24 protein-coding genes are annotated in these 26,379 nt (G+C 60.9%); 19 read left to right on the top strand and 5 right to left on the bottom strand.

Annotation, left to right across the window (positions count from 1 at the left end; genetic code table 11):
* Nucleotides 1-69: 69 nt before the first annotated feature.
* A complete protein-coding gene (locus BN1137_RS21220) occupies nucleotides 70-321 on the bottom strand; it encodes a hypothetical protein (RefSeq protein WP_050720501.1) in 252 nt (83 codons plus the stop codon).
* A gap of 93 nt (nucleotides 322-414) precedes the next feature.
* Here BN1137_RS21220 and BN1137_RS21215 point away from each other — a divergent pair, with 93 nt between their 5' ends.
* The 13 genes from BN1137_RS21215 to BN1137_RS21155 all read left to right on the top strand — a co-directional run bounded on the left by BN1137_RS21215 (nucleotide 415) and on the right by BN1137_RS21155 (nucleotide 14,664).
* Nucleotides 415-1,680 (top strand): cytosine deaminase, encoded by a 1,266-nt coding sequence (locus BN1137_RS21215; protein ID WP_050720500.1) that lies wholly within the window; start codon nucleotides 415-417, stop codon nucleotides 1,678-1,680.
* 89 nt (nucleotides 1,681-1,769) lie between these two features.
* Nucleotides 1,770-2,147 carry a fluoride efflux transporter CrcB gene (gene crcB, locus BN1137_RS21210; RefSeq protein ID WP_050720499.1) on the top strand — a complete coding sequence of 126 codons (378 nt, stop codon included), beginning with the start codon at nucleotides 1,770-1,772 and terminating at the stop codon, nucleotides 2,145-2,147.
* A gap of 165 nt (nucleotides 2,148-2,312) precedes the next feature.
* The gene (gene ubiE, locus BN1137_RS21205; protein WP_050720498.1) at nucleotides 2,313-3,065 is read left to right on the top strand and encodes a bifunctional demethylmenaquinone methyltransferase/2-methoxy-6-polyprenyl-1,4-benzoquinol methylase UbiE; all 753 of its coding nucleotides are present in this window, start codon (nucleotides 2,313-2,315) and stop codon (nucleotides 3,063-3,065) included.
* 8 nt (nucleotides 3,066-3,073) lie between these two features.
* Nucleotides 3,074-3,682 (top strand): ubiquinone biosynthesis accessory factor UbiJ, encoded by a 609-nt coding sequence (locus BN1137_RS21200; protein ID WP_050720497.1) that lies wholly within the window; start codon nucleotides 3,074-3,076, stop codon nucleotides 3,680-3,682.
* Complete coding sequence (gene ubiB / locus BN1137_RS21195) at nucleotides 3,682-5,322, top strand: ubiquinone biosynthesis regulatory protein kinase UbiB (protein WP_050720496.1); 1,641 nt, start codon at nucleotides 3,682-3,684, stop codon at nucleotides 5,320-5,322. The genes BN1137_RS21200 and ubiB overlap by 1 nt, the downstream gene beginning before the upstream one ends.
* Before the next feature lie 42 nt (nucleotides 5,323-5,364).
* Nucleotides 5,365-5,613: a Sec-independent protein translocase subunit TatA gene (gene tatA, locus BN1137_RS21190; RefSeq protein WP_050720495.1), complete on the top strand. Its 249-nt coding sequence runs from the start codon at nucleotides 5,365-5,367 to the stop codon at nucleotides 5,611-5,613.
* Nucleotides 5,614-5,616: 3 nt separating this feature from the next.
* Complete coding sequence (gene tatB, locus BN1137_RS21185; RefSeq protein WP_050720494.1) at nucleotides 5,617-6,072, top strand: Sec-independent protein translocase protein TatB; 456 nt, start codon at nucleotides 5,617-5,619, stop codon at nucleotides 6,070-6,072.
* Nucleotides 6,069-6,824, top strand: a complete 756-nt coding sequence (tatC, locus tag BN1137_RS21180; protein WP_050720493.1) for a twin-arginine translocase subunit TatC — start codon at nucleotides 6,069-6,071, stop codon at nucleotides 6,822-6,824. Before tatB ends, tatC begins: the two co-directional genes overlap by 4 nt.
* Nucleotides 6,825-7,088: 264 nt before the next feature.
* Nucleotides 7,089-7,874 carry a TatD family hydrolase gene (locus BN1137_RS21175; protein ID WP_050720492.1) on the top strand — a complete coding sequence of 262 codons (786 nt, stop codon included), beginning with the start codon at nucleotides 7,089-7,091 and terminating at the stop codon, nucleotides 7,872-7,874.
* A 3-nt stretch (nucleotides 7,875-7,877) separates the two neighbouring features.
* A complete protein-coding gene (gene hemB, locus BN1137_RS21170; RefSeq protein WP_050720491.1) occupies nucleotides 7,878-8,897 on the top strand; it encodes a porphobilinogen synthase in 1,020 nt (339 codons plus the stop codon).
* A 220-nt stretch (nucleotides 8,898-9,117) separates the two neighbouring features.
* Complete coding sequence (gene prlC, locus BN1137_RS21165; RefSeq protein ID WP_050720490.1) at nucleotides 9,118-11,160, top strand: oligopeptidase A; 2,043 nt, start codon at nucleotides 9,118-9,120, stop codon at nucleotides 11,158-11,160.
* A gap of 135 nt (nucleotides 11,161-11,295) precedes the next feature.
* A complete protein-coding gene (locus BN1137_RS21160) occupies nucleotides 11,296-13,854 on the top strand; it encodes a putative bifunctional diguanylate cyclase/phosphodiesterase (protein WP_050720504.1) in 2,559 nt (852 codons plus the stop codon).
* A 51-nt stretch (nucleotides 13,855-13,905) separates the two neighbouring features.
* A complete protein-coding gene (locus tag BN1137_RS21155) occupies nucleotides 13,906-14,664 on the top strand; it encodes a class I SAM-dependent methyltransferase (protein ID WP_408605563.1) in 759 nt (252 codons plus the stop codon).
* 80 nt (nucleotides 14,665-14,744) lie between these two features.
* On the opposite strand, the gene BN1137_RS21150 is transcribed toward BN1137_RS21155, so the two are convergent.
* From BN1137_RS21150 to rhlB, 3 genes are read right to left on the bottom strand one after another with little or no spacing between them, the layout of a single operon-like run.
* Complete coding sequence (locus tag BN1137_RS21150; protein ID WP_050720489.1) at nucleotides 14,745-14,999, bottom strand: Rho-binding antiterminator; 255 nt, start codon at nucleotides 14,997-14,999, stop codon at nucleotides 14,745-14,747.
* 28 nt (nucleotides 15,000-15,027) lie between these two features.
* The gene (gene gppA, locus BN1137_RS21145; RefSeq protein ID WP_050720488.1) at nucleotides 15,028-16,518 is read right to left on the bottom strand and encodes a guanosine-5'-triphosphate,3'-diphosphate diphosphatase; all 1,491 of its coding nucleotides are present in this window, start codon (nucleotides 16,516-16,518) and stop codon (nucleotides 15,028-15,030) included.
* Between the two features lie 13 nt (nucleotides 16,519-16,531).
* On the bottom strand, nucleotides 16,532-17,821 hold the full coding sequence (rhlB, locus tag BN1137_RS21140) for an ATP-dependent RNA helicase RhlB (protein ID WP_050720487.1): 1,290 nt from the start codon (nucleotides 17,819-17,821) through the stop codon (nucleotides 16,532-16,534).
* A gap of 113 nt (nucleotides 17,822-17,934) precedes the next feature.
* Here rhlB and trxA point away from each other — a divergent pair, with 113 nt between their 5' ends.
* The 5 genes from trxA to fre all read left to right on the top strand — a co-directional run bounded on the left by trxA (nucleotide 17,935) and on the right by fre (nucleotide 23,215).
* Entirely contained in the window at nucleotides 17,935-18,261 is a 327-nt protein-coding gene (trxA, locus tag BN1137_RS21135; RefSeq protein ID WP_050720486.1) for a thioredoxin TrxA, read from the top strand.
* Between the two features lie 206 nt (nucleotides 18,262-18,467).
* Nucleotides 18,468-19,733 carry a transcription termination factor Rho gene (gene rho, locus BN1137_RS21130; RefSeq protein ID WP_050720485.1) on the top strand — a complete coding sequence of 422 codons (1,266 nt, stop codon included), beginning with the start codon at nucleotides 18,468-18,470 and terminating at the stop codon, nucleotides 19,731-19,733.
* 122 nt (nucleotides 19,734-19,855) lie between these two features.
* Nucleotides 19,856-20,863: a hypothetical protein gene (locus BN1137_RS21125; protein ID WP_050720484.1), complete on the top strand. Its 1,008-nt coding sequence runs from the start codon at nucleotides 19,856-19,858 to the stop codon at nucleotides 20,861-20,863.
* A gap of 30 nt (nucleotides 20,864-20,893) precedes the next feature.
* Nucleotides 20,894-22,363, top strand: a complete 1,470-nt coding sequence (ubiD, locus tag BN1137_RS21120) for a 4-hydroxy-3-polyprenylbenzoate decarboxylase (protein ID WP_050720483.1) — start codon at nucleotides 20,894-20,896, stop codon at nucleotides 22,361-22,363.
* Between the two features lie 153 nt (nucleotides 22,364-22,516).
* Complete coding sequence (gene fre / locus BN1137_RS21115) at nucleotides 22,517-23,215, top strand: NAD(P)H-flavin reductase (protein WP_050720482.1); 699 nt, start codon at nucleotides 22,517-22,519, stop codon at nucleotides 23,213-23,215.
* A 108-nt stretch (nucleotides 23,216-23,323) separates the two neighbouring features.
* Here the strand turns inward: fre and ubiK are convergent, their stop codons facing one another.
* Entirely contained in the window at nucleotides 23,324-23,581 is a 258-nt protein-coding gene (ubiK, locus tag BN1137_RS21110) for a ubiquinone biosynthesis accessory factor UbiK (protein WP_050720481.1), read from the bottom strand.
* A 302-nt stretch (nucleotides 23,582-23,883) separates the two neighbouring features.
* Here ubiK and BN1137_RS21105 point away from each other — a divergent pair, with 302 nt between their 5' ends.
* Nucleotides 23,884-26,298 carry a VolA/Pla-1 family phospholipase gene (locus BN1137_RS21105; protein ID WP_050720480.1) on the top strand — a complete coding sequence of 805 codons (2,415 nt, stop codon included), beginning with the start codon at nucleotides 23,884-23,886 and terminating at the stop codon, nucleotides 26,296-26,298.
* Nucleotides 26,299-26,379: the final 81 nt, after the last annotated feature.

Raw genomic sequence — 26,379 nt, 5'->3', positions numbered from 1 at the left:
GACTCTGGGTATCAGCACCACTAAATATTAAAGCCTCCCAATCGGGAGGCTTTTTTGTATCCGCATTTCTCAGTTTACCGATATCTGCCTGGCATCGAGATAAAACCGGGCCTGCCCCGATTGCTCTATCTGGATAGCTGCCAGCAACTTTTCCCCACGCTTATATTCCCAGCTCTTCTCGATCGAGGTCAGAGGGGGTTTGCGAATACCCAGCATCTGTAAATATTCGTGAAACAGACTGGCGCTGCCGATCTCGGTCAATCCTGTTTTCATCCCAAGCACTCCTTTATTTTGGTCCTTTATCAATGGTAGCGTTTTCATATGTATTCAATGTGAACGCTTTTCTATTAAATTGATCCAAGCTAAGTTACGGATTGAAAAAGCCGCAATTTTCCTAAAATAGAGAATAAAAACATGCTGATAAAGAAGGTGAGGCTGGCCGGACGAGAAGGGCTTTGGCAGATCCTCTGCCGTGATGGGCAGATCCAGGCTATCGAACCCCTGACGGCATCGCTTCAGTCAGAAGTGGAGCTGGATGGGGAGGAGGGCCTCGCCATCGCCCCCTTTATCGAGCCCCACATTCATCTCGATAGCACCCAGACGGCGGGCGAGCCGAGTTGGAACCAGTCCGGTACCCTGTTCGAGGGGATAGAGCGCTGGGCCGAGCGCAAGGCGCTGCTGACCCACGAGGACGTCAAGCGCCGTGCCATCCAGACCCTTAAATGGCAGATGGCCAACGGTATCCAGTTCGTTCGCACCCACGTTGATGTCTCAGATCCCGGTCTGATCGCCCTGAAGGCCATGTTGGCGGTGCGCGAGGAGATGAAGGAGTGGGTCGAGCTGCAGATAGTGGCCTTCCCGCAGGAGGGGATCCTCTCCTACCCCAATGGCAGGACCTTGCTGGAAGAGGCTCTCAGGCTGGGGGCGGATGTGATCGGTGCCATCCCCCACTTCGAGTTCACCCGGGAGTATGGGGTCGAGAGTCTGCATCATATCTTCGATCTGGCAGAGCAATACGGAGTGCTGGTCGATGTGCATTGCGACGAGATCGACGACGAGCAGTCCCGCTTTATCGAAACGTTGGCAACGCTTGCTTACGAGCGTGGCATGGGGCAACGGGTCACCGCCAGCCATACCACCGCCATGCACTCCTACAACGGGGCCTATGCCTCCCGCCTGTTCCGCCTGCTGCGCATGGCCGACATCAACTTCGTGGCCAACCCCTTGGTGAACATTCATCTGCAGGGGCGCTTCGATACCTATCCCAAGCGCCGCGGCGTCACTCGGGTGAAGGAGATGCTGGAGGCGGGCATCAACGTCTGCTTCGGTCATGACGATGTGTTCGATCCCTGGTACCCCATGGGCACCGGCAACATGTTGCAGGTGCTGCACATGGGGCTGCACGTCTGCCAGCTCATGGGCTACGAGCAGATCAACGACAGCCTGAAGCTGATCGGCGAGCACAGCGCCCGCACCCTCAATGTGCAGGACAGGTACGGCATCGAGGTGGGCAAACCCGCGAACCTGCTGATCCTGCCGGCCGACAACGGCTTCGATGCGGTGCGTCGTCAGGTGCCGGTGCGTTACTCCATCCGCCACGGTCGGATCATCGCCGAGACCAAACCGGCCCGAACCTCGTTGCATCTGGCCGCCACCGAGTCGGTGGATTTTCGCCGTTAAACCCTGATGGATTGATCCCGGCGCTGTCACTTGCGGCGGCGCTTTTGCATAATCCCCGATATCAGCCTGACAGGACGGAGTCCGTTTCGATGCAAACCTGGTTTTATGTGGCCGTTGGCGGCGCCATCGGCGCCTGCCTGCGGTTTGGCATGACCGAGCTGTTCGCCCTGCTGTTCGGGCGCAGCTTTCCCTATGGCACCCTGGCGGTCAACGTGATCGGCTCCTTCATCATGGGGCTGGCCTTTGCGCTCATCAGCCACGGTCACATGCTGGAGAGTCCGATGAAACCGCTGCTGATGGTGGGTATTTTGGGGGCTTTGACTACCTTCTCCTCCTTTGCCCTGGATACCGTGCTGCTGGCTCAGCAGGGGGCCTATCTGAAGGCACTGCTCAACACGGCGCTCAATGTCTTCCTCTGCCTCGCCATGGTGGTGTTGGGGATGCAGTTGGTCGCGAGCCGGGTGTGATAACCGGCTCGCCAGCGTGCGATGAGCTGGTCGACGAGGCGACCGCGCCGCGCCTCATCTTACCGGCCGGCCCCCGTGACGGGCAGTAAACAGGTTCCGAGGTGTCCGGACGCTGGCGGCTCTGGTAAACTGGCGGCCATTCTTTGCTCTATGGGTGTTTGAGGGATGTCGGAACAGACGAATACTACGCATTTTGGCTATAAAACCGTGGCGGCGACCGAGAAGGAAACTCTGGTGGCTGGCGTCTTCCATTCGGTGGCGGCCAAGTATGATCTGATGAACGACCTGATGTCGTTCGGCATTCACCGCCTCTGGAAGCGCTTCACAATCGACTGCTCAGGCGTGCGTAAAGGTCAGAAAGTGCTGGATTTGGCCGGTGGAACAGGGGATTTGACTGCCAAATTCTCCCGTATCGTCGGTGAAACCGGACAGGTGGTGCTGGCGGACATCAACGACTCCATGCTGAAAGTGGGTCGTGACAAGCTGCGTAACCTGGGGGTGGCGAACAACGTCTCCTACGTCCAGGCCAACGCCGAGGCGCTGCCCTTCCCGGACAACCACTTCGACGTCATCACCATCGGCTTCGGCCTGCGCAACGTCACCGACAAGGACAAGGCGCTCGCCTCCATGTATCGGGTGCTGAAACCGGGCGGACGCCTGCTGGTGCTGGAGTTCTCCAAGCCCGAGAGCGAGGTGATCGCCAAGCTGTATGACCTCTACTCCTTCAAGCTGTTGCCCAAGATGGGCGAGCTGGTTGCGAACGACGGCGAGAGCTACAAATACCTGGCGGAATCCATTCGCATGCACCCGGATCAGCAGACCCTGAAGGGCATGATGGAGAACGCCGGCTTCGATCAGGTGGACTTTTACAACCTGACCCAGGGTGTCGTCGCCCTGCACCGTGGATACAAGTTTTAAGGTTGCCTATGCCGATGGATGCCATGGTCACCGCGGTGATCGAAACCAGCCTCAACCAGTTGTTGGCCCTCGACAAGCAAAGCCCCGAGCGGCTGCGCAAACTGGCGGGCAAGGTGCTCAAGCTGGAGCTGCGTGAGCTCAAACCGCTCTGGTTCGTTTTCTCCGAGCGCCGTCTCGACGTGCTGGCCCAGTTTGAGGGCGAAGCCGATGCGGTGCTGAGCCTCTCCCTGACGGCCCTTGGCCTGCTCAAAGACCCCTCCGCCCTGACTCGCTACATTCGCGAAGAGAAGCTGGACCTGAGCGGCGATCCCCAGCTGGTGCAGGCGTTCAGCGCCCTGCTGGGCGAGCTGGATATCGACTGGGAAGAGGAGCTGTCTCGCTATACCGGTGACGTGCTGGCTCACACTCTGTGCAGCGGTGCCCGTCAGGCGCGGCGGGTAGTCGGGCGTGAGCTGTGCCGCACCCAGCGTCAGCTGGCCGAATACCTGACCGAAGAGGCTCGCCTCGCCCCCGGCCCGCTCGAGGTCGCCAGTTTCAGCGACGATGTCGAGCAACTGGCCCAGCACATGAAGGCCGTCGAGTTGCGGCTCGCCCGCCTCGAACAGCAGGTGAGCTGATGACCCCGAAGGAGTTCAAACGCCTCTATCGCATCGTCAGCATCCTGCTGGAGCAGGGCATCGACGAGCTGGTGCCCGCCCGCTACCAGCCCTGGCCGGGCCGCCTGCTGCGGCGCAGCCTGTTCTGGCTCAAGAACCAGCAGCCAGAACTGAGTCGCGGTGCCCGCATCCGCCTCGCCTTCGAGGCGCTCGGTCCCATCTTCATCAAGTTCGGCCAGATGCTGTCGACCCGACGCGATCTGTTGCCACCGGACATCGCCGAGGAGCTGGCCCTGCTGCAAGACAGGGTGCCCCCCTTCTGCGGTCAGGCCGCCCGTCGCCAGATAGAGGAAAGCCTGGGTTGCCCCATCGAGACCCTGTTCGATGACTTCGACGAGACGCCGCTGGCGTCCGCCTCCATCGCCCAGGTGCACACCGCCAGATTGAAAGAGAACGGTCGCGAGATCGTCATCAAGGTGATCCGCCCGGATATCGAACCCGTCATCGAGGCGGATCTGCGCCTGATGCAGGCGGTGGCCCGGCTGGCGGCGCGCTTCGCGCCCCAGAGCGCGCGCTTACGCCCGGTCGAGGTGGTGGAGGAGTATCGCAAGACCATACTCGACGAGCTGAACCTGATGCGCGAGGCCGCCAACGCCATCCAGCTGCGCCGCAACTTCACCGGCTCGGATGCGCTCTATGTGCCCGAGGTGTTCACCGAGCACTGCCGCGAGCGGGTGCTGGTGATGGAACGCATTTACGGCATCGCGGTGTCCGACATTGCAGCGCTGGAAGCCAACGGCACCAACATGAAGTTGCTGGCCGAGCGCGGGGTGGAGGTGTTCTTCACCCAGGTGTTCCGCGACAGCTTCTTCCACGCCGACATGCACCCGGGCAACATCTTCGTCTCCCATGAACATCCCGAGAATCCACTCTGGATCGGTATCGACTGTGGCATCGTCGGCACCCTGAATCGGGAAGACAAGCGCTACCTGGCGGAGAACTTCCTCGCCTTCTTCAACCGGGATTACCGCAAAGTGGCCGAGTTGCACGTGGAGTCCGGCTGGGTACCAGCCGACACCAAGGTGGACGAATTCGAATTCGCCATCCGCACCGTGCTGGAACCCATCTTCGAGAAGCCGCTGTCCGAGATCTCGTTCGGCCATGTGCTGCTCAACCTGTTCAACACCGCCCGCCGCTTCAACATGCAGGTGCAGCCGCAGCTGGTGCTGCTGCAGAAGACCCTGCTCTACGTGGAAGGGTTGGGACGTCAGCTTTACCCCCAGCTGGATCTGTGGCAGACCGCCAAGCCCTATCTGGAGAGCTGGATGCGCGAGCAGGTGGGCCCCAAGGCCGTGCTGAACGCCATCAAGGAGAAGGCGCCGTTCTGGGCCGAGAAGCTGCCTGAGCTGCCTGAGCTGGTCTATGAGACCCTGCGCCAGGCGCGCCATCAGCAGCATCACTTCGATCAGATGTTCGCGGATTTCCGCAAAAACAGCCGTCGTCAGGGGCAGGCTCGCTACCTCTTAGGGGTTGGAGCCAGCCTGCTGCTCGCGGGTGTATTCTTGCTGACCCAGAAACAACACATTGAGTGGGGACAAATCACCCTCGCCGGTGCCGGTGTATGCTGGTTGCTCGGTTGGTGGAAGGCTCGTTCACACTAAACACAAACTCACGTACTTAAACGCCAATTTTGGAGAAATATCATGGGTGGTATCAGTATCTGGCAGTTGTTGATCATCGCAGTCATCGTCGTACTGCTGTTTGGCACCAAGAAGTTGCGCGGGATCGGTGGCGATCTGGGCGCGGCGGTGAAGGGATTCAAAAAGGCGCTGTCGGACGATCCGGCCGATGCCAAGCCCGAGCAGAAAGATGCGGAGTTCCCGCCAAAGCAGTTGAATGAGGCGGCGAACAACGCCGACACCACCAAGCAGAAAGACAAAGATCAGGCCTAAGCCATGTTCGACATCGGTTTTTGGGAGCTGGTCGTCATCGGCGTGGTGGCCCTGGTGGTGCTGGGGCCCGAGCGGCTGCCGGTCGCCATCCGCACGGCCGCCCACTGGATCAAGCTTATTCGCAGTACCGCCAACTCGGTCAAGTCCGAGCTGGAGCAGGAGCTCAAGTTGCAAGAGCTGCACAATGACCTGAAGAAGGCCGAATCCCTGCAGATGAGCAACCTGAGCCCGGATCTGCAGGAATCCATCGAGCAGTTGAAGGCGGCCGCCCAGTCGGTGAACCGCCCTTATCAACCACAGCCTGAGCCGCAAAACGAGATCCGTCCGCCCCAGCCAGAGCCCGCCCCGGTGGCGGATACTGCGCCCGTAGCTGCGGTTTCCGAACCAGAGCTGGTCGAGTTGACGGCTCCCCCCGTGCTGCCAGACGCGGTGCCGGTGAAAGGGGAGGTGAAGTCATGAGTCAGGCCGAACAACCCCTGATCACCCATCTGATCGAGCTGAGAACCCGGCTGATGCGCGCTTTGGCGGCCATCCTGCTGGTGTTCCTCGCGCTCATCTATTTCTCCAACAACATCTACGACTTCGTGGCCCAGCCGCTGCTCAGCCAGCTGCCGGCAGGTACCAGCATGATAGCGACGGATGTGGCGACCCCCTTCATCACGCCGATCAAGCTGACCCTGGTGGTCTCCTTCTTCGTGGCGATCCCCTATCTGCTGTATCAGGCTTGGTCCTTCATCGCACCCGGCTTGTATCAGCATGAGCGGCGGTTGATCATGCCGCTGGTCGCCTCCAGTGCTGTGCTCTTCTACGCCGGTATGGCGTTCGCCTACTACGTGGTGTTCCCGCTGGTGTTTGGCTTCTTCACCAGCACGGCGCCCGCCGGGGTGACGGTAGCGACCGACATCGCCAGTTATCTGGACTTCGTGCTCACCCTGTTCTTCGCCTTCGGGGTGGCGTTCGAGATCCCGGTGGCCACTATACTGCTGTGCTGGACCGGGGTGACCAATCCCAAGAGCCTGCGGGAGAAGCGCCCCTACGTCATCGTCGGGGTATTCGTGGTGGGCATGTTGCTGACACCGCCTGATGTCTTCTCCCAGACTCTGCTGGCGATCCCCATGTGGGCCCTGTGGGAGGTTGGCCTGTTCTTCGCCCGTTTCTACGTGAAGCAAGAGGATGAAGAGCCGCAGAAACAGACAGATGGGGAGAGCTGAGGCTCTGTTTGTCATCCTTTTTGCCGGGCGGCGAGAGGCTGACGAAGCCCCAGAAATAGAAGGATGGGGAGAGCCGAGGCTCTGTTCGTCACCTTTCTGCCGGGCGGCGAGAGGCTGACGAAGCCCCAAGAATAGAATAACGAGGGGAGCCGAGGCTCCCTTCCTCTTTTCATGCCTCCCGCACAGGCGTATGGTGAGGCCCCATCGAGAAGATGGTTTTCAACTACCTGATATCTCTTCTTTTTGTTCGGAGTATCCCGCGCCATGATCGACATCGGAGTCAACCTCACCAGCAGCCAGTTTGCCGGTGAGCAAGCCGAACTGGTGGCCCGCGCCCGCGCAGCCGGGGTCGAGGGGCTGATTCTCACCGGCACCGATCTGGCGGGCAGTGATGCGAGCGCCGAGCTGGCATCCCGCTGGCCGGGCTACTGCTTCTCCACCGCCGGGGTGCATCCCCACGATGCCAAGAGTGTCGATGCGCAGACTCTGCCTGCATTGCGCGAACTGGCGGCCTTGCCCCAGGTGGTGGCCATCGGTGAGTGTGGCCTCGACTACAACCGAGACTTCTCCCCCCGTCCGGTGCAAGATGCGGTATTTGACGCCCAGCTGGCGCTGGCCGCCGAGCTGAACATGCCGGTGTTCCTGCACTGCCGCGACGCTCACGCGCGTTTCATCGAGATCCTGGGCCCCTGGTTGCCCAAATTGCCGGGAGCCGTGCTGCACTGCTTCACCGGCTCCGATGCCGAGCTGGACGAGTGTCTGGCGCTGGGACTGCACATTGGCGTGACCGGTTGGCTGTGCGACGAGCGTCGTGGTCAGCTGCTGCGCGAACAGGTGGTGCGGATCCCGGCCGGTCGGCTGATGATAGAGACCGACGCCCCCTATCTGGTGCCACGGGATCTGAAACCCAGACCCAAGCGCAACGAACCTGCTTATCTGCCGCACATCGCCAAGGTGGTGGCGGCCTGTCGTGGTGAGACGCCCGAGGCCTTGCTGGCCCACACCCGGGCCACCTCAGCCGCGTTCTTCCAACTTCCACTCCAGGAGTGACTCATGGCTACAACTCTTCCGGGCGCCTTCCCTGGCCGCCGCCTGCGCCGGGTGCGCAAGAATGACTTCAGCCGTCGTCTGGTGCGTGAAAACACGCTGACCGTCGACGATCTCATCTATCCGGTGTTCGTGCTGGAAGGGGAAAACCTGCGTGAAGCCGTCGCCTCCATGCCCGGGGTAGATCGTCTATCCATCGATCTGTTGCTGGAGGAAGCCGCGGAACTGGTGGCGCTTGGCGTGCCAGCCATCGCCCTGTTCCCGGTGACGCCGCTGGCAAGCAAGAGCCTGCTGGCGGAAGAGGCCTATAGCCCGGACGGTTTGGCCCAGCGCGCGACCCGCGCCCTCAAGGCCCGTTTCCCCGAGCTTGGGGTGATCACCGACGTGGCGCTGGATCCCTTCACCACCCACGGCCAGGACGGCATCATCGATGACGAAGGCTATGTGCTGAATGACATCACCACCGAGATCCTGGTGAAGCAGGCGCTCTCCCACGCCGCTGCCGGGGCCGACATAGTGGCGCCATCCGACATGATGGATGGCCGCATCGGCGCCATTCGAGCTGCGCTGGAAGAGAACGGCTTCGTCAACGTGCAGATCATGGCCTACTCCGCCAAATACGCCTCCTGCTACTACGGCCCGTTCCGCGATGCGGTCGGCTCCGCTGGCAACCTTGGCAAGAGCAACAAGGCCACCTATCAGATGGATCCGGCCAACGGCAACGAGGCCCTGCACGAGGTGGCACTGGACATCCAGGAAGGGGCCGACAGCGTCATGGTCAAGCCGGGCATGCCGTATCTTGATGTGATCCGTCAGGTCAAGGATCAGTTCGGCGTACCGACCTTCGCCTATCAGGTGAGCGGTGAATACGCCATGCATATGGCGGCCATCCAGAACGGTTGGTTGAAGGAGAAGGAGTGCATCCTGGAGTCCCTGGTCTGCTTCAAGCGGGCCGGTGCCGACGGCATCCTCACCTACTTCGCCAAGCGGGTCGCCCAGTGGCTGAAGGAAGATGCCCAGCGCTGATCCCGCTGCCACTGCATGCCACGATGCCGGTCCCAGGACCGGCATCGTCGTTTCTGGTGACCGGATCGCCGCTTTAATAGCCAGATTTTCTCGAAAAGTGGGCAACTGGCCCCGCTCTCACTGGCAAAGGCTTGATTAATGGAATTTCTGCCTACATCTTAGATGGTCCAAGCAAGCTTCTGGACGGCAGGGGCTGTAGCGCATTTAGAGGTACCCCGGTATGAACAACCCTTTGCTGACAATGGACTCGCTGCCTCCCTTCAGCCAGATCCAGCCTGATCAGGTACAACCTGCCGTGACGCAGGCCATCGCCGAGTGCAAACAGAAGATCGAAGACGTGCTGGCCCAGCGCGAGCCCCACACCTGGGATAGCCTGATCGCGCCGCTGGAAGAGGTCAATGACCGCCTGGCGCGCATCTGGTCACCGGTCAGCCATCTCAACTCGGTGCTCAACAGCGAGGCGCTGCGTGAAGCCCACGACGCCTGCCTGCCGCTGCTGTCCGAATTCCAGACCTATGTCGGTCAGCATGAGGGGCTCTATCAGGCCTATCTGGCGCTGTCCGAGAGCGATGACTTCCCGCTGCTGAGCGCGGCCCAGCGCAAGGAGATCCAGAATACCCTGCGTGATTTTCGCCTGTCCGGCATCGGCCTGTCCGCCGAGGCGCAGCAGCGCTACGGCGAGATCCAGGCCCGCCTCTCCGAGCTGGCTTCTCGCTTTAGCAACAACGTGCTGGATGCGACCCAGGGCTGGAGCAAGCTGGTAACCGATGAGACCGAGCTGGCTGGCCTGCCCGCCAGTGCCCTGGCCGCCGCCCGCCAGTTGGCGGAGCACAAGGGCCAGCGGGGCTGGCTGTTCACTCTGGATATCCCTTCTTATCTGCCGGTGATGATGTATGCCGACAGCCGCGCTCTGCGCGCCGAGCTGTATGAGGCCTTCACCACCCGCGCCTCGGATCAGGGCCCGAACGCCGGCAAGTGGGACAACTCCGCCATCATGACCGAGCTGCTCTCCTTGCGCCGCGAGCTGGCCCAGCTGCTCGGCTTTGGCAACTATGCCGAGCTCTCCCTGGCCACCAAGATGGCGGACAAGACCGAACAGGTGGTGGGTTTCCTCACCGATCTGGCAGCCAAATCCCTGCCGCAAGGCAAGGCCGAGCTGGAAGAGATCCGCGCCTTCGCCACCGAGCAACACGGTCAGAGCGAGCTGGCTGCCTGGGATATCCCCTACTACGCCGAGAAGCTCAAACAGCACAAGTTCTCCATCTCCGACGAGCAACTGCGTCCCTACTTCCCCGCCAACCGGGTGGTGAAGGGGTTGTTCGAGGTGGTGCGGCGGGTATTTGGCATGAAGGTGCGCGAGCGCCTCGGCATTGATACCTGGCATCCCGACGTGCGCTTCTACGACATCTTCGATGCCGAGGATGAGCTGCGCGGCAGCTTCTACCTCGACCTCTACGCTCGCGAGAACAAGCGGGGTGGCGCTTGGATGGATGTCTGCCTGGGTCGTCGCTACCGTCAGGACGGTTCACTGCAAAAGCCGGTGGCCTACCTGACCTGTAACTTCAATGGCCCTGTGGATGGCAAACCCGCCCTGTTCACCCACAACGAGGTGGTGACCCTGTTCCACGAGTTTGGCCACGGCATTCATCACATGCTGACCCAGATCGACGTGGCCGGGGTGGCTGGTATCAACGGCGTGGCCTGGGATGCAGTCGAGCTGCCGAGCCAGTTCCTGGAGAACTGGTGCTGGGAATCCGAGGCGCTGGCCTTCATCTCCGGCCATCACGAGAGCGGTGAGCCGCTGCCCGCGGATCTGCTGGAGAAGATGCTGACCGCCCGCAACTTCCAGGCGGCCATGCAGATGCTGCGTCAGCTGGAGTTCGCCCTGTTCGACTTCCGGCTGCATCAGGAATTCGATCCGGCCAGGCCGGATCTGGTGCCAGCTCTGCTGACCGAGGTTCGCAGCCAGGTGGCTGTGATGACGCCACCGGCGTTCAACCGCTTCCAGCACAGCTTCTCCCACATCTTCGCCGGCGGCTATGCGGCGGGTTACTACAGCTACAAGTGGGCCGAGGTGCTGTCGGCGGACGCTTTCTCCCGCTTCGAGGAGGAGGGGATCTTCAACCCGGCTACCGGCCAATCCTTCCTGAAAAACATCCTGGAGAAGGGCGGTTCAAAGGAGCCCATGGAGCTGTTCCGGGCCTTCCGGGGCCGCGAGCCCCAAGTGGATGCACTGCTACGGCATAGTGGGATCGCCGCGTGATTTTTGAGATAAAAAGGGACTATAAGGTCCCTTTTTTCAAGGGTTTTTAATATCTTGCTGGTAAGCATGTTTGCACTGGCCCCGCCTCTTGAGTAGAGTCGGGTTCTACCGTCCAAGGAGAGAATGAACCTTGCCATGAGGCGAGCACTCGAGTCTGTCTATCAAATCATCTCAAGCCTGGCTCATCTGAGCGGCAAGGGATATTTTGATACCTTTGTGAGTGAAATCGCAGCAGCGGTCGGGGCGGATCTCGTCCTGATTTCAGGAAGGGATCATACGGGGCTGTTCTTTCAGGTTCATGCTATCCATCCCGCTTCTCTCGAAGACAATACTCATCCTCTTCCGCTCGATGGCACCCCCGGCGAAATCGTCATGCAACAAGGGGAAGCCTGGTTCAGCGATCGCGTACCACAGCTGTTTCCCCATGCCACCGCACTGATCAATTGGCAGGTCCAGGCTTACGCTGGCATCGCTCTCAAGAATGCCCAGGGCAATACCATCGGCATCTGCAGTGTGCTGTTCCGGCAGGCCTTACCCAACATGGACAAGGTCATGGGGCTGCTGCGACTACTGGCGCCGCTTGCCGGTCGTGAACTGGCGCTGATGTACCAGCATCAACCGGTGCAGAGTCAGCCGGAATACCACGATTTTCTGCACACCATGATGTCCCATGCGCCGGTCGGCATCGCCAAACTCGATCTGGATGGCCGTATTCTCTGGACCAACCCGGCGGTCGGTAACATGCTGGGTTACAGCCAGGAGGAGTTGCTGCTCTGTCAGGTGGCCGAGCTCAACCATCCGGAAGACTGGCTGCGTAGCCTGCCTTGTTATGAAGAGCTCAGGCGGGGCGAGCGCCCTGCCTTCACTCAGGAAAAGCGTTACCTGCACCGGGACGGCATGGTGCTCTGGGGTCGGGTGACGGTGACGCTGATCCGCAATGAGCAGAAGCTTCCGGACTACCTGATGGTGGTGCTGGAAAACATCGATCCCCTCAAGCGCCATGCCGAGCAGCTCAAGCTGTCCCATCGGGTCTATGACAATTTGTCCGAGGCCATCCTGGTGTGTGACGCCGACAGCCGCATCATCTCGGTGAACCCGGCGTTTGAGAAGATCACCGGTTTCAGCGAGGAGGAGGCCTGTGGCCAGCGCCCCAGCCTGCTCAAGTCCGGCCTGCACGATCAGACCTTCTATGCCGACATGTACCATGCGCTGGAGCGAGTGGGGGTCTGGCGTGGCGAGGTGTGGAACAAGCGCAAGAACGGCAAGCTCTACCCCCAGCAACTGATGATCAGCGCCCTGCGCGAGTCGGGTCGGATCAGTCAGTACATCGCCATCTTCAGCGATCTCTCCATGTCCAAGCTGGCGGAGCAGAAGATTGCGACCCAGGCCAACTATGACAACCTCACCGGCCTCGCCAACCGCTGGCTGTTTGGCCGCTGCCTCAGCCGCTTCTGCGAGCGGGGCGAGCGCTTCGCGCTGATGGTGCTGGATCTCAACAACTTCAAGGCGGTCAACAACAGCATGGATCACCATGTGGGCGATGCGCTGCTGCGAGAGGTGTCGGATCGACTGGTAAGTCGGGTGCGGACCGAGGATCTGGTGGCCCGCATCGGTGGCGACGAGTTTGCCTTCCTGGTGCCTGGCATCGTCAACCGCCGTCAGGCCGAGGTATTTGCCAAGCAGGTGATCGGCGGCTTCGCCCGCCCCTTCATGCTGGCCAACCAGCACCTCTATGTGACGGCGACCCTCGGCATCACCCTCTGTCCCGGTGACGGCACCGAGGGTGACGAGCTGCTGAGCAATGCCGAACAGGCGCTGTTCGTCGCCAAGCGGCAGGGACGGCCGATCGGCACTTACAGCTCCTCCATGCGCGAGGAGGTGAGCCAGCGGCACCAGATGCAGCAGGATCTGGCCGAAGCCATCAAGCTGGCCCAGCTGACCATGGCCTATCAGCCGATCTGGGACAACCGCAGTGGCCGGGTCGCCAAGCTGGAGGCACTGGTGCGCTGGTATCATCCCCACTGGGGTCAGGTCTCGCCGGCGGACTTCATCCCGCTGGCAGAAGAGGCCGGGCTAATCCAAGGATTAGGGGCGCTGGTGCTGTGGCAGTCCTGCCGGGATCTGGCCCGGCTGCAGCAGTCCGGTTTCCCGGATCTGCAGATGTCCATCAACCGTTCCACCCTGGAGTTCCAGACCATAGATCCCGAGGCGAGCGAGTGGCTGAGGGTGATCCGCCACTTCGGCCTCGATCCCCATGACATCGTCATCGAGATCACCGAATCCCTATTGATGGAGACCAGCGATCAGCACCGAGTGCGGATCGATGCCCTGCGCGAGGCGGGTTGCAAGCTGGCCATCGACGATTTTGGCACTGGTTATTCGGCCCTCAATTACCTGCGTACTTTCCCGGTGGATCTGGTCAAGATCGACCGCTCCTTCGTGCGTCACATTCCCTTCAACGAGCAAGACAGACTGCTGCTTGACGGCATCATCAACATAGTGCACAACCTCGGCATGCAGGTGGTGATCGAGGGAGTGGAGACCCGCGAGCAGCTTAACTTCCTCTGCCAGAAGGGGTGCGCCTTCACGCAAGGCTATCTGATGAGCCGCCCACTGGCCTACGATGATCTGGTGGAATACCTGACCCTCAATCGGCAGGGAATGAACCTGGCCAATCTGACCATCGTGAGCTGATCCCACTCATCTGCTATGATGCACGGCTCCATGCCGTCATGAGTCTTCGTTATGCCCAATATCCAGGTTTTCAGTGAAGTGCCCGCCCGCGAGGCTGAGCTCGATGCCTTGCGGCTGCGCCTGGCCGAGGTGGAGTTTCCTGCCCCCTTCGCCCTGGTGCTGACCGAGGCCAGGCTGGAGCTGCGCAAGCTGGATGAACCCAAGCTGGGGGCGGTGTACGTGGACTTCGTGGAAGGGGCCGTGGCCCATAGGCGCAAGTTTGGTGGCGGTCGTGGCCAGTCCATCGCCAAGGCGGTGGGACTGAAGGCGGGGGCGATGCCGACCGTGGTGGATGCGACGGCCGGGCTCGGTCGCGATGCCTTCGTGCTGGCTTCGCTGGGGTGCAAGGTGACCCTGATCGAACGCAGCCCGGTGGTCGCGGCCCTGCTGCAGGACGGGTTGGTGCGGGCGGCGCAAGACCCCGAGATTGGTGGCTGGGTGCGCGAGCGGATGCATCTGCTGCAAGGCCCGGCGGTGGACAACCTGTTGGCACTGAGCGAGCGGCCCGACGTCATCTATCTGGATCCCATGTTCCCCCACAAGCAAAAATCGGCGCTGGTAAAGAAAGAGATGCGGGTGTTCCAGTCGCTGGTGGGACCGGATCTGGATGCCGATGCGCTGCTGCCGGCGGCGCTCAAGATGGCCGACAAACGGGTGGTGGTGAAGCGGCCCGACTACGCGGGCTGGCTCAACGAGCACAAGCCCAGCATGGCCATCGAGACCAAGAGCAACCGCTTCGATGTCTACGTGATGGCGGCACTGGCGAGCTAGGCTCGCATCACAGCAACACGTTTGGAAAAAGAGAGGGCCAGCATAGCTGGCCCTCTCTTTTTTTAACGGTCGATGGTCAGTTATTGGGCGGGAGCGAAATGTACCAGTTTCGCTTCCCCTTGCCAGACCAGCTCCAGGGTGGCCAATTCTGCCAGGCTGAGTCGCTCACCGCTTTCGAGTTGCAGATATTCGACCCCGTCCTTCGCCTCTATGGTGTGCACCTTGTCCGCCCATTGCCGCCCTTGCCGGGTGCTGATGGTCACCGGCAGCTGCCAACGGGCGGCGATCTCGAGCCAGTCGTAGAGGTCACAGTTGATGGGTTGATAATCCGTCATCATCGACTCCTCGGTGAAAGGGCTTAAGTCAGGCTTCCAGCAAGCGGGTGGGCCAGCCCATCTTCTGCTGGCGCTCCACCTCGATGCGTAGCTCACTGGCGCGCAGGTAGTGTTCGTCCAGCCAGCCCTTGGGCAGGGTTAGGGTCAGCGCCTCTTCATCGGCTTGCAGCATGAACTTGGGCACTGTGCCCTGGGTGCGGCGCATGCAGAGAATGAGCGAGATACGCAGGATGCGAGCCAGCCGGATCGCCTGGCGACCGGTGACGGCGCCCTGCTTCTCCAGGGTGTCCAATTTGAATTCGTCCCGCTGATTGAACAGCAGGGCCGACAACAGCTTCTTCTGGGCCGGCGTAAAGCCCGGCATGTCGATGTTGTCGATGATATAGGCCGCGTGTTGCGGGGCCTTCTTGTATTCGATGCAGAGCCCGATCTCGTGCAGCAGAGCCGCATAGCGCAGGATAGGACGTCCGTAGCGCTTGGAGAGACGCCAGGCCGGTTGCAGCTGGTTGAACGCCTCGACCGCGGTGTCACGCACCCGCTCGGCGTGCTCCTTGTCGAGCTGGTAGCGACTGATCAGACTATCGGCGGTGCGATCCCGGGCATCACAATCGTGATTGTTGCCGAGCAGACCGTAGATCAGGCCTTCCCGCAGGGCACCACCAGCGAGGGTCATGCTCTCGATACCGAGGGTTTCGAAGATGGCGATCAGGATGGCAAGGCCGGAGGGGAACACGGTCAGCCGCTCGGCCGCTAACCCTTCCAGTTGCAACCTGTCCAGCTTGCCGCAGGCGATGGCCTGACCCATCAGCTCCTGCAATTTCGGCAGGGTGACCCGCTCGCTCTTCCCTTGCGCCAGCATGATCTCCTGCAGCGCCTGGACGGTGCCGGAGGCGCCGACACAGGTGCGCCAGCCGAGCAGGCGATAATCATCCGCCACCTTCTCCAGCACCGCTTTGGCACTGGCGATGGCCTGCTTGAAGCGGGCTTCGCTCAGCTCGCCGTCACCGAAGTGGTTGTTGAGCCAGGTGACGCAGCCCATGTGCAGACTGTTAAGCAGCTTCGCCTCGCTATGCTCGCCGATCACCAGCTCGGTGCTGGCGCCGCCGATGTCGATCACCAGCCGGTTGCCTTCTCCGGCAGAGGTCCAGGAGACCCCCTCGTAGATGGTCTTGGCCTCTTCCTCGCCCGAGATGATCTCGATGCTGTGGTTGAGCACCCGTTCGGCTTCGCTCAGGAATTCATCGACGTTGGTGGCGAGTCGCAAGGTGGCGGTACCCACCACCCGGATGTTGTCGGAGGGGATGTCCTGCAACTGCTCGGAGAACAGGCGCAGGCAGTCCCAGCCCCGCTCCATGGCGGCGCGGCTGAGACGAAATTCCGAATCGAGACCGGCGGCGAGGCGCACCTTGCGCTTGACCTTGGTGACGGTGCGCAGAGCACCGGCGACCTCGCGCACCACCAGCATATGGAAGCTGTTGGAGCCGAGGTCGATGGCGGCATAGAGCGGCGAGTTGTGCAACTGGGCCGGCCTCTTAGCTCTTGCGGGGCGGGCGACGACGGTTGTTGCTGTTGCCACCGCCCTGGCGATCCCGCATGTTGCGGTTCACCGGCTGACGGTTGCGGAACACCCGTTTCGGGGCGGTCACATCATCCAGCAGCGCCTCGCGATCATACTTGCTGACCGGGATCGAGTGATTGATGTACTCCTCGATGGCCGGCAGGTTGAAGGCATAGTCTTCACAGGCCAGGCTGATGGAGTGACCGCTCTTGCCGGCACGACCGGTACGACCAATACGGTGTACATAGTCTTCGGCATCGTCGGGCAGGTCGTAGTTGAAGACGTGGGTCACGTCCGGGATGTGCAGACCACGGGCGGCCACGTCGGTGGCAACCAGGATGTCCAGCGTACCCTTGGTGAACTCTTCCAGGATCTTCATCCGCTTCTTCTGCGGCACGTCGCCAGTCAGCAGGCCGACGCGGTGACCGTCGTTCTCCAGCCACGCATGCACGTCTTCACAGACATGCTTGGTGTTGGCAAAGACGATGGCTTTTTCCGGCCACTCTTCTTCCATCAGGGAGAGCAGCAGCAGCATCTTGTCTTCGTTGGAGGGATAGAACAGCTCCTCCTTGATGCGCACGCCTGTCATCTGTTCCGGCTCGACTTGCACGTGTTCCGGGTGGTTCATGTGCTCGTATGCCAGCTCCTGCACTCGCAGGGAGAGGGTGGCGGAGAACAGCATGCTCAGACGCTCGGTAGCCGGCGGCATGCGACGGAACAGGAAGCGGATGTCCTTGATGAAGCCGAGATCGAACATGCGATCCGCTTCGTCCAATACCACGACCTGGATGCTGCCGAGATCGATGACCTTGGACTTGAAGTAATCGATGATGCGACCTGTGGTGCCGATCAGGATGTCGACACCCTGTTCCAGCACGGCCAGCTGTTTGTCGTAGCCTTCGCCGCCATAGGCGAGACCCAGCTTCAGACCGGTGGAGGCAGCCATGCCTTCAGCGTCGTTGTAAATCTGGACGGCCAGCTCCCGGGTCGGTGCCAAGATAATGGCGCGCGGCTGGTTGATCAGGCGCGGTTGGGTCAGCGGGTGCGTCAGCAGATAGTTGAAGGTCGCAGCCAGGAAGGCAAGGGTCTTGCCGGTTCCCGTCTGGGCCTGACCGGCGAGGTCATGGCCTTCTACCAGCAGTGGCAGAGACAGTGCCTGGATGGGCGTGCAATAGTGAAATCCCTTTGATTCCAGACCAGCCAGAACTTCGGGTTCGAGGCCCATTTGGGCGAATTTTTCGGTCGTAAGGTGTGTTTTGCTCATGGCGGTAGGTTATCAGGTTAGGCTTGCAATAATAAACAGGATCATTTCAAATAGGGCAACTATTGCCTTTGTTGATCCGTCAATAAAGCCTTAATTACTGACTGGAGTTGGAGATGAGTGACAAGATTGTTCAGCTGAGCGATGCCAGCTTCGAGGCCGATGTAATCAAAGCCGACAGCCCCGTCCTGGTCGATTTCTGGGCTGAATGGTGCGGTCCGTGCAAGATGATTGCCCCGATCCTCAGCGAAGTCGCCCAAGAATATGCCGGTCGCGTGACCGTGGCGAAATTGAACATCGATCATAACGCCGACACTCCGCCCAAGTATGGCATTCGTGGTATCCCGACCCTCTTGCTGTTCAAGAATGGCGAAGTGGCAGCGACCAAGGTCGGTGCCCTGTCCAAGACTCAGCTAAAAGAGTTCCTGGACGGTAACCTGTAATAATAAAGAAGGAGCGCATTGCAATAATGCGCTCCTTGTGTTTTATCACCTAGACGCTCATCCCGATTGGTGCTAGTTTATCGTTCGTTTGCTAACCATTTTGCCCGACTCTTTGCTCAACATCAGCCTGGCAAGTCAAATCCGATTAGCATCAATCCAGCAGACTGTCTCCTCATTTCAATCCTTGCTTACAGACTCTCACCACTATGAATCTGACTGAATTAAAGAACACTCCTGTGTCCGAGCTGGTCAAGCTTGGCGAATCCATGGGGTTAGAAAATCTGGCTCGGGCGCACAAGAAAGACATCATTTTCGCGATCCTCAAGGCGCATGCCAAGGGTGGCGAGGATATCTTTGGCGACGGTGTGCTGGAAATCCTGACCGATGGCTTCGGTTTCCTGCGCAGTGCTGACGGCTCCTACCTGGCCGGCCCGGATGACATCTACGTCTCCCCGAGCCAGATCCGCCGCTTCAACTTGCGTACCGGTGACACCGTCTCCGGCAAGATCCGGCCGCCGAAAGAGGGCGAGCGCTACTTCGCACTGCTCAAGGTCAACGAAGTCAACTACGACCGCCCGGAAAACGTCCGCAACAAGATCCTGTTCGAAAACCTGACCCCGCTGCACGCCAACGAGCGTCTGCGCATGGAACGGGGCAACGGCTCGACCGAAGATATCACCGCCCGCGTGCTGGATCTGGCGTCCCCCATCGGCAAGGGTCAGCGTGGCCTGATCGTCGCACCGCCCAAGGCCGGTAAGACCATGCTGCTGCAGAACATCGCCCAGAGCATCGCCTACAACCACCCGGATTGTGAGCTGATCGTGCTGCTGATCGACGAGCGTCCGGAAGAAGTGACCGAGATGCAACGTATGGTCAAGGGTGAAGTGATCGCTTCCACCTTCGACGAGCCGGCTTCCCGTCACGTCCAGGTCGCCGATATGGTGATCGAGAAGGCCAAGCGTCTGGTCGAGCACAAGAAGGATGTGGTCATCCTGCTGGACTCCATCACCCGTCTGGCCCGTGCCTACAACACCGTCATCCCCTCATCCGGCAAGGTACTGACCGGTGGTGTGGATGCCAACGCCCTGCACCGTCCCAAGCGCTTCTTCGGCGCCGCCCGTAACGTTGAGGAAGGCGGCAGCCTGACCATCATCGCGACCGCGCTGGTCGACACCGGCTCCAAGATGGACGAGGTGATCTACGAAGAGTTCAAGGGTACCGGTAACATGGAACTGCACCTCTCGCGCAAGATTGCCGAGAAGCGTATCTATCCGGCTATCGACATCACCCGCTCCGGCACCCGCAAGGAAGAGTTGCTCACCGCGCCGGACGAGCTGCAGAAGATGTGGATACTGCGCAAGATCATTCACCCCATGGGCGAGATCGACAGCATCGAGTTCCTGATCGACAAGCTGGCAGCCACCAAGACCAACGACGAGTTCTTCGATTCCATGAAGCGTCAGCAGAAATAACGACATCGAAGAATGACAAAACCGCGGCCCAGGTCGCGGTTTTTGTTTATCTATTTGCCGGTGCCCTTAGTAGTATGGGGCCAGGACGCCACAAGGCCGGATGTCACAAGGATAGGGACGTCATGAAGCTGATTTTCTTGCTATGGATTGGGTGGCTGCTCGCCGCCGTGCCCGTGCAGGCCGATTCCCCCCCGCAACTGCAGGCGCCGCTGGTGGCGGACGAGGGTCTGCAGGGGCATCTCGATTATCTGAACAGCCGTTTGCAGCTGGGGCAGTTTGCCGCCATGGATTCACTGCTCGAGACGCTGGCGGTGGGACAGCGCGAGTACCTGTTGTATCAACTGCTCGGCGGCCTCAAGCTGGCGGGCACGCCGACACCAGCATTGCTGGCCTGGGTGCGGGACAAGGCCAGCAGGGCACCATCGTGGCTGGTGGAGGGGAAGGTGGACGGCTTCCTGGTCCAGCTGCCCGCCTATGATTTTGCCGCCGAGGCGCGGCTGGTATTGAGCCGCTGGCAGCAGCTCGCCTGGCAGGACAACTATCGCCAGCTGCTGGAGCAGGGCAGCTTCGAGTTCAAGCAACTTTACTACAGCCGCAACCAGGATCTGGCGCAGCAGCAACAGGCGCTGCTGGTGGTGCTCGATAGTCAGCCGACCCAGGTACTCAGGCGTGAGGCCAGACAACTCGCATCGCTAAACATCTTTTTGCCAGACAACCAGCTGCTGCTGCACCTCATCGACCGGACCGGCGATCCTGCACTCTATCAGCGGCTATGGCGCCAGCCAGTGGATCACGACAGTCTGGCGGCCCTGAACAGTGTTTCCCGCTTCTACCGAGGCCAGGAGGCGAGCGATCTGCTGATAGCCGCCAGCCGCAATGGCCGTTTGATGATCCCCGCCCTGCGCCAATTAAGCCAGCTCTCGCCGCTGCCCGACACGGCCCAGCAATATCTGCTGACCGAGCTCGGCAAGCAGCAATACAGCGGGCTGGTGGCCGGTCTGCTGCTGGAGATGGATGAACCCAGGCTGCTGGCCCAGCTGGCGAATCGGCTGACCCGGCAGGAGCAGCGTCACAGCCTGCCCCTCATGCTGCCCGATACGGGTACACCGGATGGGCGACCGGGGTTATAATGCGCCATCGCCTGCACACAGGGTACCTGCATGAAATACAAGGACTTGCGTGATTTCATCGCGCAGCTGGAACAAAACGGACAGCTCAAACGCATCAGTCGTGAGATAGACCCCTATCTGGAGATGACCGAAATCAGCGATCGCACCCTGCGTGCGGGTGGCCCGGCCCTGCTGTTCGAAAATCCCAAGGGTTACAGCATGCCGGTGCTGACCAATCTGTTTGGCACCCCGGATCGGGTCGCCATGGGCATGGGTCAGCCCAATGTCGGCGCCCTGCGCCAGGTGGGGACCTGGCTCTCCTATCTGAAAGAGCCTGAACCGCCACGCGGTCTCAAGGAGCTGATGGAGAAGCTGCCGATCTTCAAGCAGGTGCTCAACATGCCGACCAAGCGCCTCTCCTCCGCCCCTTGCCAGCAGATAGTGCTGGAAGGGGAGGCGGTCGATCTGGACCAAATCCCGATCCAGCACTGCTGGCCCGGCGACGTGGCCCCGCTGGTGACCTGGGGGCTGACCATCACCCGCGGCCCTTACAAGAAGCGGCAGAACCTCGGCATCTATCGTCAGCAAAAGATCGGCAAGAACAAGCTGATCATGCGCTGGCTGGATCACCGTGGTGGCGCCATCGATTTTCGTGAGTGGCAGGAGGCCCATCCCGGCGAGCGTTTCCCGGTGGTGGTGGCGCTCGGCGCCGATCCCGCGACCATACTCGGCGCGGTGACGCCGGTGCCGGATACCCTCTCCGAGTACGCCTTCGCCGGTCTGCTGCGCGGCAGCCGCACCGAGGTGGTGAAGGCCCTGAGCTGCGAGCTCGAGGTGCCGGCCAGCGCCGAGATCGTGCTGGAAGGTTATCTGGAGCCGGGCGAGATGGCGCCGGAAGGTCCCTATGGCGATCACACCGGTTACTACAACGAGGTGGATGAGTTCCCGGTGTTCACCATCACCCATATGACCATGCGCCGCGATGCCATCTACCACAGTACCTACACCGGCCGTCCGCCCGATGAACCGGCGGTGCTCGGGGTGGCGCTGAACGAGGTGTTCGTGCCGCTGCTGCAAAAACAGTTCCCCGAGATTGTGGACTTCTACCTGCCGCCGGAGGGCTGCTCCTACCGGATGGCGGTGGTGACCATCAAGAAGCGCTACCCTGGCCATGCCAAGCGGGTGATGCTGGGGGTCTGGTCCTTCCTGCGCCAGTTCATGTATACCAAGTTCGTGATCGTCTGCGACGACGACATCAACGCCCGTGACTGGAAGGATGTGATCTGGGCCATCACCACCCGAATGGATCCGGCACGGGACACCACCCTGATCGAGCACACGCCGATCGACTATCTCGACTTCGCCTCGCCGGTGTCGGGGCTCGGCTCCAAGATGGGGCTGGATGCTACCAACAAGTGGCCGGGGGAGAGCAATCGCGAGTGGGGCCAGCCCATAGTCCAGGATGCGGCGGTGACCGAGAAGATCGATGCCATCTGGGATGAGCTGAAGATCCTGGACTAGCCGCCGAGCAGGCCAGGGGACCGTTCGATGCATAAAGAGCGGTATTGCCGGCCTGAATTGGGTATGCTCGACTGACCTGACCACGCGCTGGTCGCCAGATCACAGTGAATCAATGAGCGAAGCGGGCCGAGCGAGCCCGTCACAAGGACAAGAATGCAACGTATCAAGTGCCGCGTAGAGGAACTGCGCGAATATGTCGACACCATCTGGCATGTGGCCCTGGCGCCACAGCAAGAGGTCAGCTTCAAACCCGGCCAGTATCTGCTGGTGGTGATGAGCGACTCGGACAAGCGTCCCTTCTCCATCGCCAACTCGCCGACCCGCTCCGGTGTGCTGGAGCTGCAGATCGGTGCCACCCCTGAGAATGCCTATGCCGGTCAGGTACTGGCCCGCATGCGCGAACAGGGCGAGATCGAGATTGAACTGGCGGCGGGCAAGGCCTTCCTGCGTGACAGCTCGCCCCGCCCGCTGATCCTGATGGCAGGCGGCACCGGTTTCTCCTACGCCCGCTCCATCCTGGAATATCTGATTGCGACCGACAGCAAGCGCCCGGTGTTCCTCTACTGGGGGGTACGTCAGGAGCACTGGCTGTACGAGCAGGCGCAGATGCTGCAGTGGGAGCTGGATTATGCCCCGCTGACCTTCGTACCTGTGGTGCAGGAGCCCGAGGCAGACTGGACCGGCAAGACAGGTCTGGTGCACAAGGCCATCATGGACGACTTCGTCAGCCTGCATGACTACGACATCTACGTGGCGGGTCGCTTCGAGATGGCGGGCGCGGCGCGAGAGGAGTTCAAGGTACTGGGCGCCGAGCCGGAGCGCATCTTCGGCGATGCCTACGAGTTTATCTAGGCGATAGTCGAGCCTCTTCGGCTAACCAGAAACAACAAACCCCAGCCAGGCTGGGGTTTGTTTTATGTGCCGTCGAGGCAGGTGGTTCGAGCCCGACGTTCGGCGTGATTACTCGCCCTTGGCGCCGAGTTGCTGCTCCAGCTGGGCCAGCTTGGCCTCGAGGGCGGTCAGCTTCTCCCGGGTGCGCAGCAGCACCTTGGTCTGTACGTCAAACTCCTCACGGCTGACCAGATCCAGCTTGTTCAGCTGGGACTGCAGCACCTGACGGGTCTTCTTCTCCACCTCTTCACCCATGCTACGAATGCCGGGCGGCAGGGCGTTGTGTACCTGTTTGGCAATCTCTTCCAATTTCTTCGGGTCGATCATGGGGTTCTCCTTAAGCAATGGCGCCATTCTACCGACAAATCCCCCTCTTTGCCGAGATCGGGGTGGCTTTTTGCGCTCTTGCCGTTAACTGGTTCTGGTCGGGTCTGGTAATGCTCAGGATGCTGTTACCCTCTGGCGCCGGGGTCCCATTCCAATTCCTTGATGTTGTACACAAAAAAATCAGATCAGATGACCGACCAGATGCTTATAAATTGTTGCGTTGCTGTTAATATGGTTCGGTCGGGTTCGGACGCTACCCCGTCAGGCTCATCATGGATAACAACATAAAAAGAGATAAGGATATGAAAAAAAAGCTAATTTATGCAGCGGTCCTCAGTGCTCTGCTGAGCGGTTGTGGTGGCAGTGACGACAATAAAGGCGATACCTCAAGCTATCTCGATTACCTGCTGAGCGGCTCCAATGCCGTGCGACCCAGCGCCCTGGCCGCCCGTGCCTCCGACGGCACCCTGAAGTTCTCCACCGAGACGGCTGATCTCTCCAATCCCGTTTCCGCCCTCTCCACCCTGGATGGCTGGTCCACGACCCAGGCCATCCAGATAGTGCCGGTGACCGCCTCCGGCATCACCGTCAAGGCACCGACCGCCGCCGAATTTGGCGCCTCAGTGGCTCCCCTCTATCTGCTGGAGCTGGAATTTGACAGCACGGCCCTGCGCCCGAGTGGCGTGAAGAAGGTGCTGAGCTATGGCGTGGACTTCGTGGTTGCCGAGTCGACCGGCAAGCTGAACCTGGTACCGCTCAAGCCGCTCAACCCTTCTTCCTATTACATGGTCGTGGCGACCGATACGCTCAAAGACAGCGACGGCAACCTCGTCAAGATGGGCACCGACTACAGCAACTACAAGAGCAATCCCGGCAGCAATGCCCAGGAACAGAGCATCAATGGCCTGATCACCCTGCAGGAAGGCCTGTTCAAGGCCGCCACCGGCATCACCAGCGATCACGTGATCTTCTCCGACTGGTTCGGTACCCAGTCCGGCGCCGATGTGCTGGTGGCTGTGAAAGGGGCGGCCGCGTCCATTTTGAAGAGCCCGACCCTGGATGCCGCTGCACTGTGGAAACAGGATGCTCTTGGCCATACCAGCCTGCCCGGTACCTATACCCTGGGGGTGACGGCTAACGCCGCCTTCCTGACCCAGCTGGAGGCCGAGCAGTTCCTGCCGCAAGAACAAAAGGATGCCATTGCCGCCGCCTTTGGCACTGGCACCCCGCTCAACGGCCTGGCGCAGATCACCAAGGTTTATACCGGTGCAGTCAAGCTGCCTTACTTCCTCTCCTCGCCGGCCACTGCCGGTTCCTGGGACAAGGCCAAGACCCAATCCTGGCACGGCGCCATCCCCAGCCTGTACGCCATCGCCAATGCCCTGAAAGCTGGTGACAGCGAGGTGATCGGCGGTCTGGTGGGCGCCGGTGTGGATCCGGCTCTGCTGGGGGCGCTGATCGCCGATCCGAGCCGTCAGGCCGAGCTGCTGGCGGAAGCGAGCAAGCTGATCGGGGTGACCCTCACCTCGGGCGGCAAGCCGCTGGATGCCGAGATGAATATCGGCCGCTTCAACCCGCTGCCCAAGCTGGAAGAGGTGCAATCCGTGCCGATGCGCATCTTTGCCAAGGATGACCTCAATACCATCACCGACGTGATTATCTATCAACACGGCGTCACCTCGGTGAAAGAGAACGCCTACGCCCTGGCCCTGGGTCAGATTGCGGCCGGTGCCCAGGCAGGCAAGAAGGTGGCGATCGTGGTGATCGATCACCCGCTGCACGGGGAGCGTGGCTTCGCCCTGAGCGGCAGCATGGCGACCGTGACTACCTCCGAGAATCCGACCCCTTACCTGAACCTGAGCTACCTGACGGTGGCGCGTGACAACCTGAAACAGAGCGTGGCGGATCTGCTGGGCCTGCGTCTGGCTGTCGGCTTGGCCAATGCCAAGGGTGCCCTGGGCGCCGCTGGCGTCAAGGTACACTTCCTCGGTCACTCGCTGGGCGCCATCTCGGGAGCCAATCTGCTAGCGGTCGCGAACCAGTCCGTCGGCAATCCCCAGGCGGATGCCTTGTTCAAGTTCGACACTGGTGGCCTGGCCATGCCGGGTGGCGGCATAGCCCCGCTGCTGCTGAACTCGCCGACCTTCGGCCCGACCATCAAGATGGGCGTGCTGACCGGTGGCAGCGCCGAGCTGAAGACGGCCTTCACCGCCTATGCACCGAACTGCAAGACGGCGGTGGCGAGTTGCTTCGTCAACGAGTTCCTGCCAAGCCTGGACGCCACCGCTCAGGCGAGCGCGGCCGGTACGCTGCAGAGTTACGTGTTCGCAGCCCAATCGGTGCTGGACTCGGCTGATCCGATCAACCTGGCTCGCGGTATCAAGGCGGACTTCCCACTGTTTGCTACCGAAATCGTCGGTGACGGCGCCCTGAGCCTGTCGGATCAGGTGATCCCGAACAGCATCGCCACTGCCCCTCTGGGGGGAACCGAGCCGCTGTTTCGGGTGATGGCGCTGCAGCCATTGACGGCCAGCGGTGCGGCCAACCACAAGGCGGCGCGTTTCGTGGCTGGTGGCCACAGCTCGCTGCTGGCACCGGACGAGAACTTCGATCCGACCGGTGCGGTTACGGTCGAAATGCAGGGCCAGTTCGGCAGCTTCTTTATGAGCGGCGGAGCCCAAGTCAAGGTGACCGACGGGACCCTGCTCAAGCAGTAAGCTATCTTCGTGAGCCATAAAAAACGCCGCCCTCTGGGCGGCGTTTTCGTTGTCGGCAATCAGAACTCGGGATGGCAGCGC

It is taken from the genome of Aeromonas tecta, assembly GCF_000820185.1.
GTDB lineage: Bacteria > Pseudomonadota > Gammaproteobacteria > Enterobacterales > Aeromonadaceae > Aeromonas > Aeromonas tecta.
The sequence above is the reverse complement of the archived record's forward strand: the minus strand, read 5'-3'. Positions and strand labels throughout refer to the sequence as shown.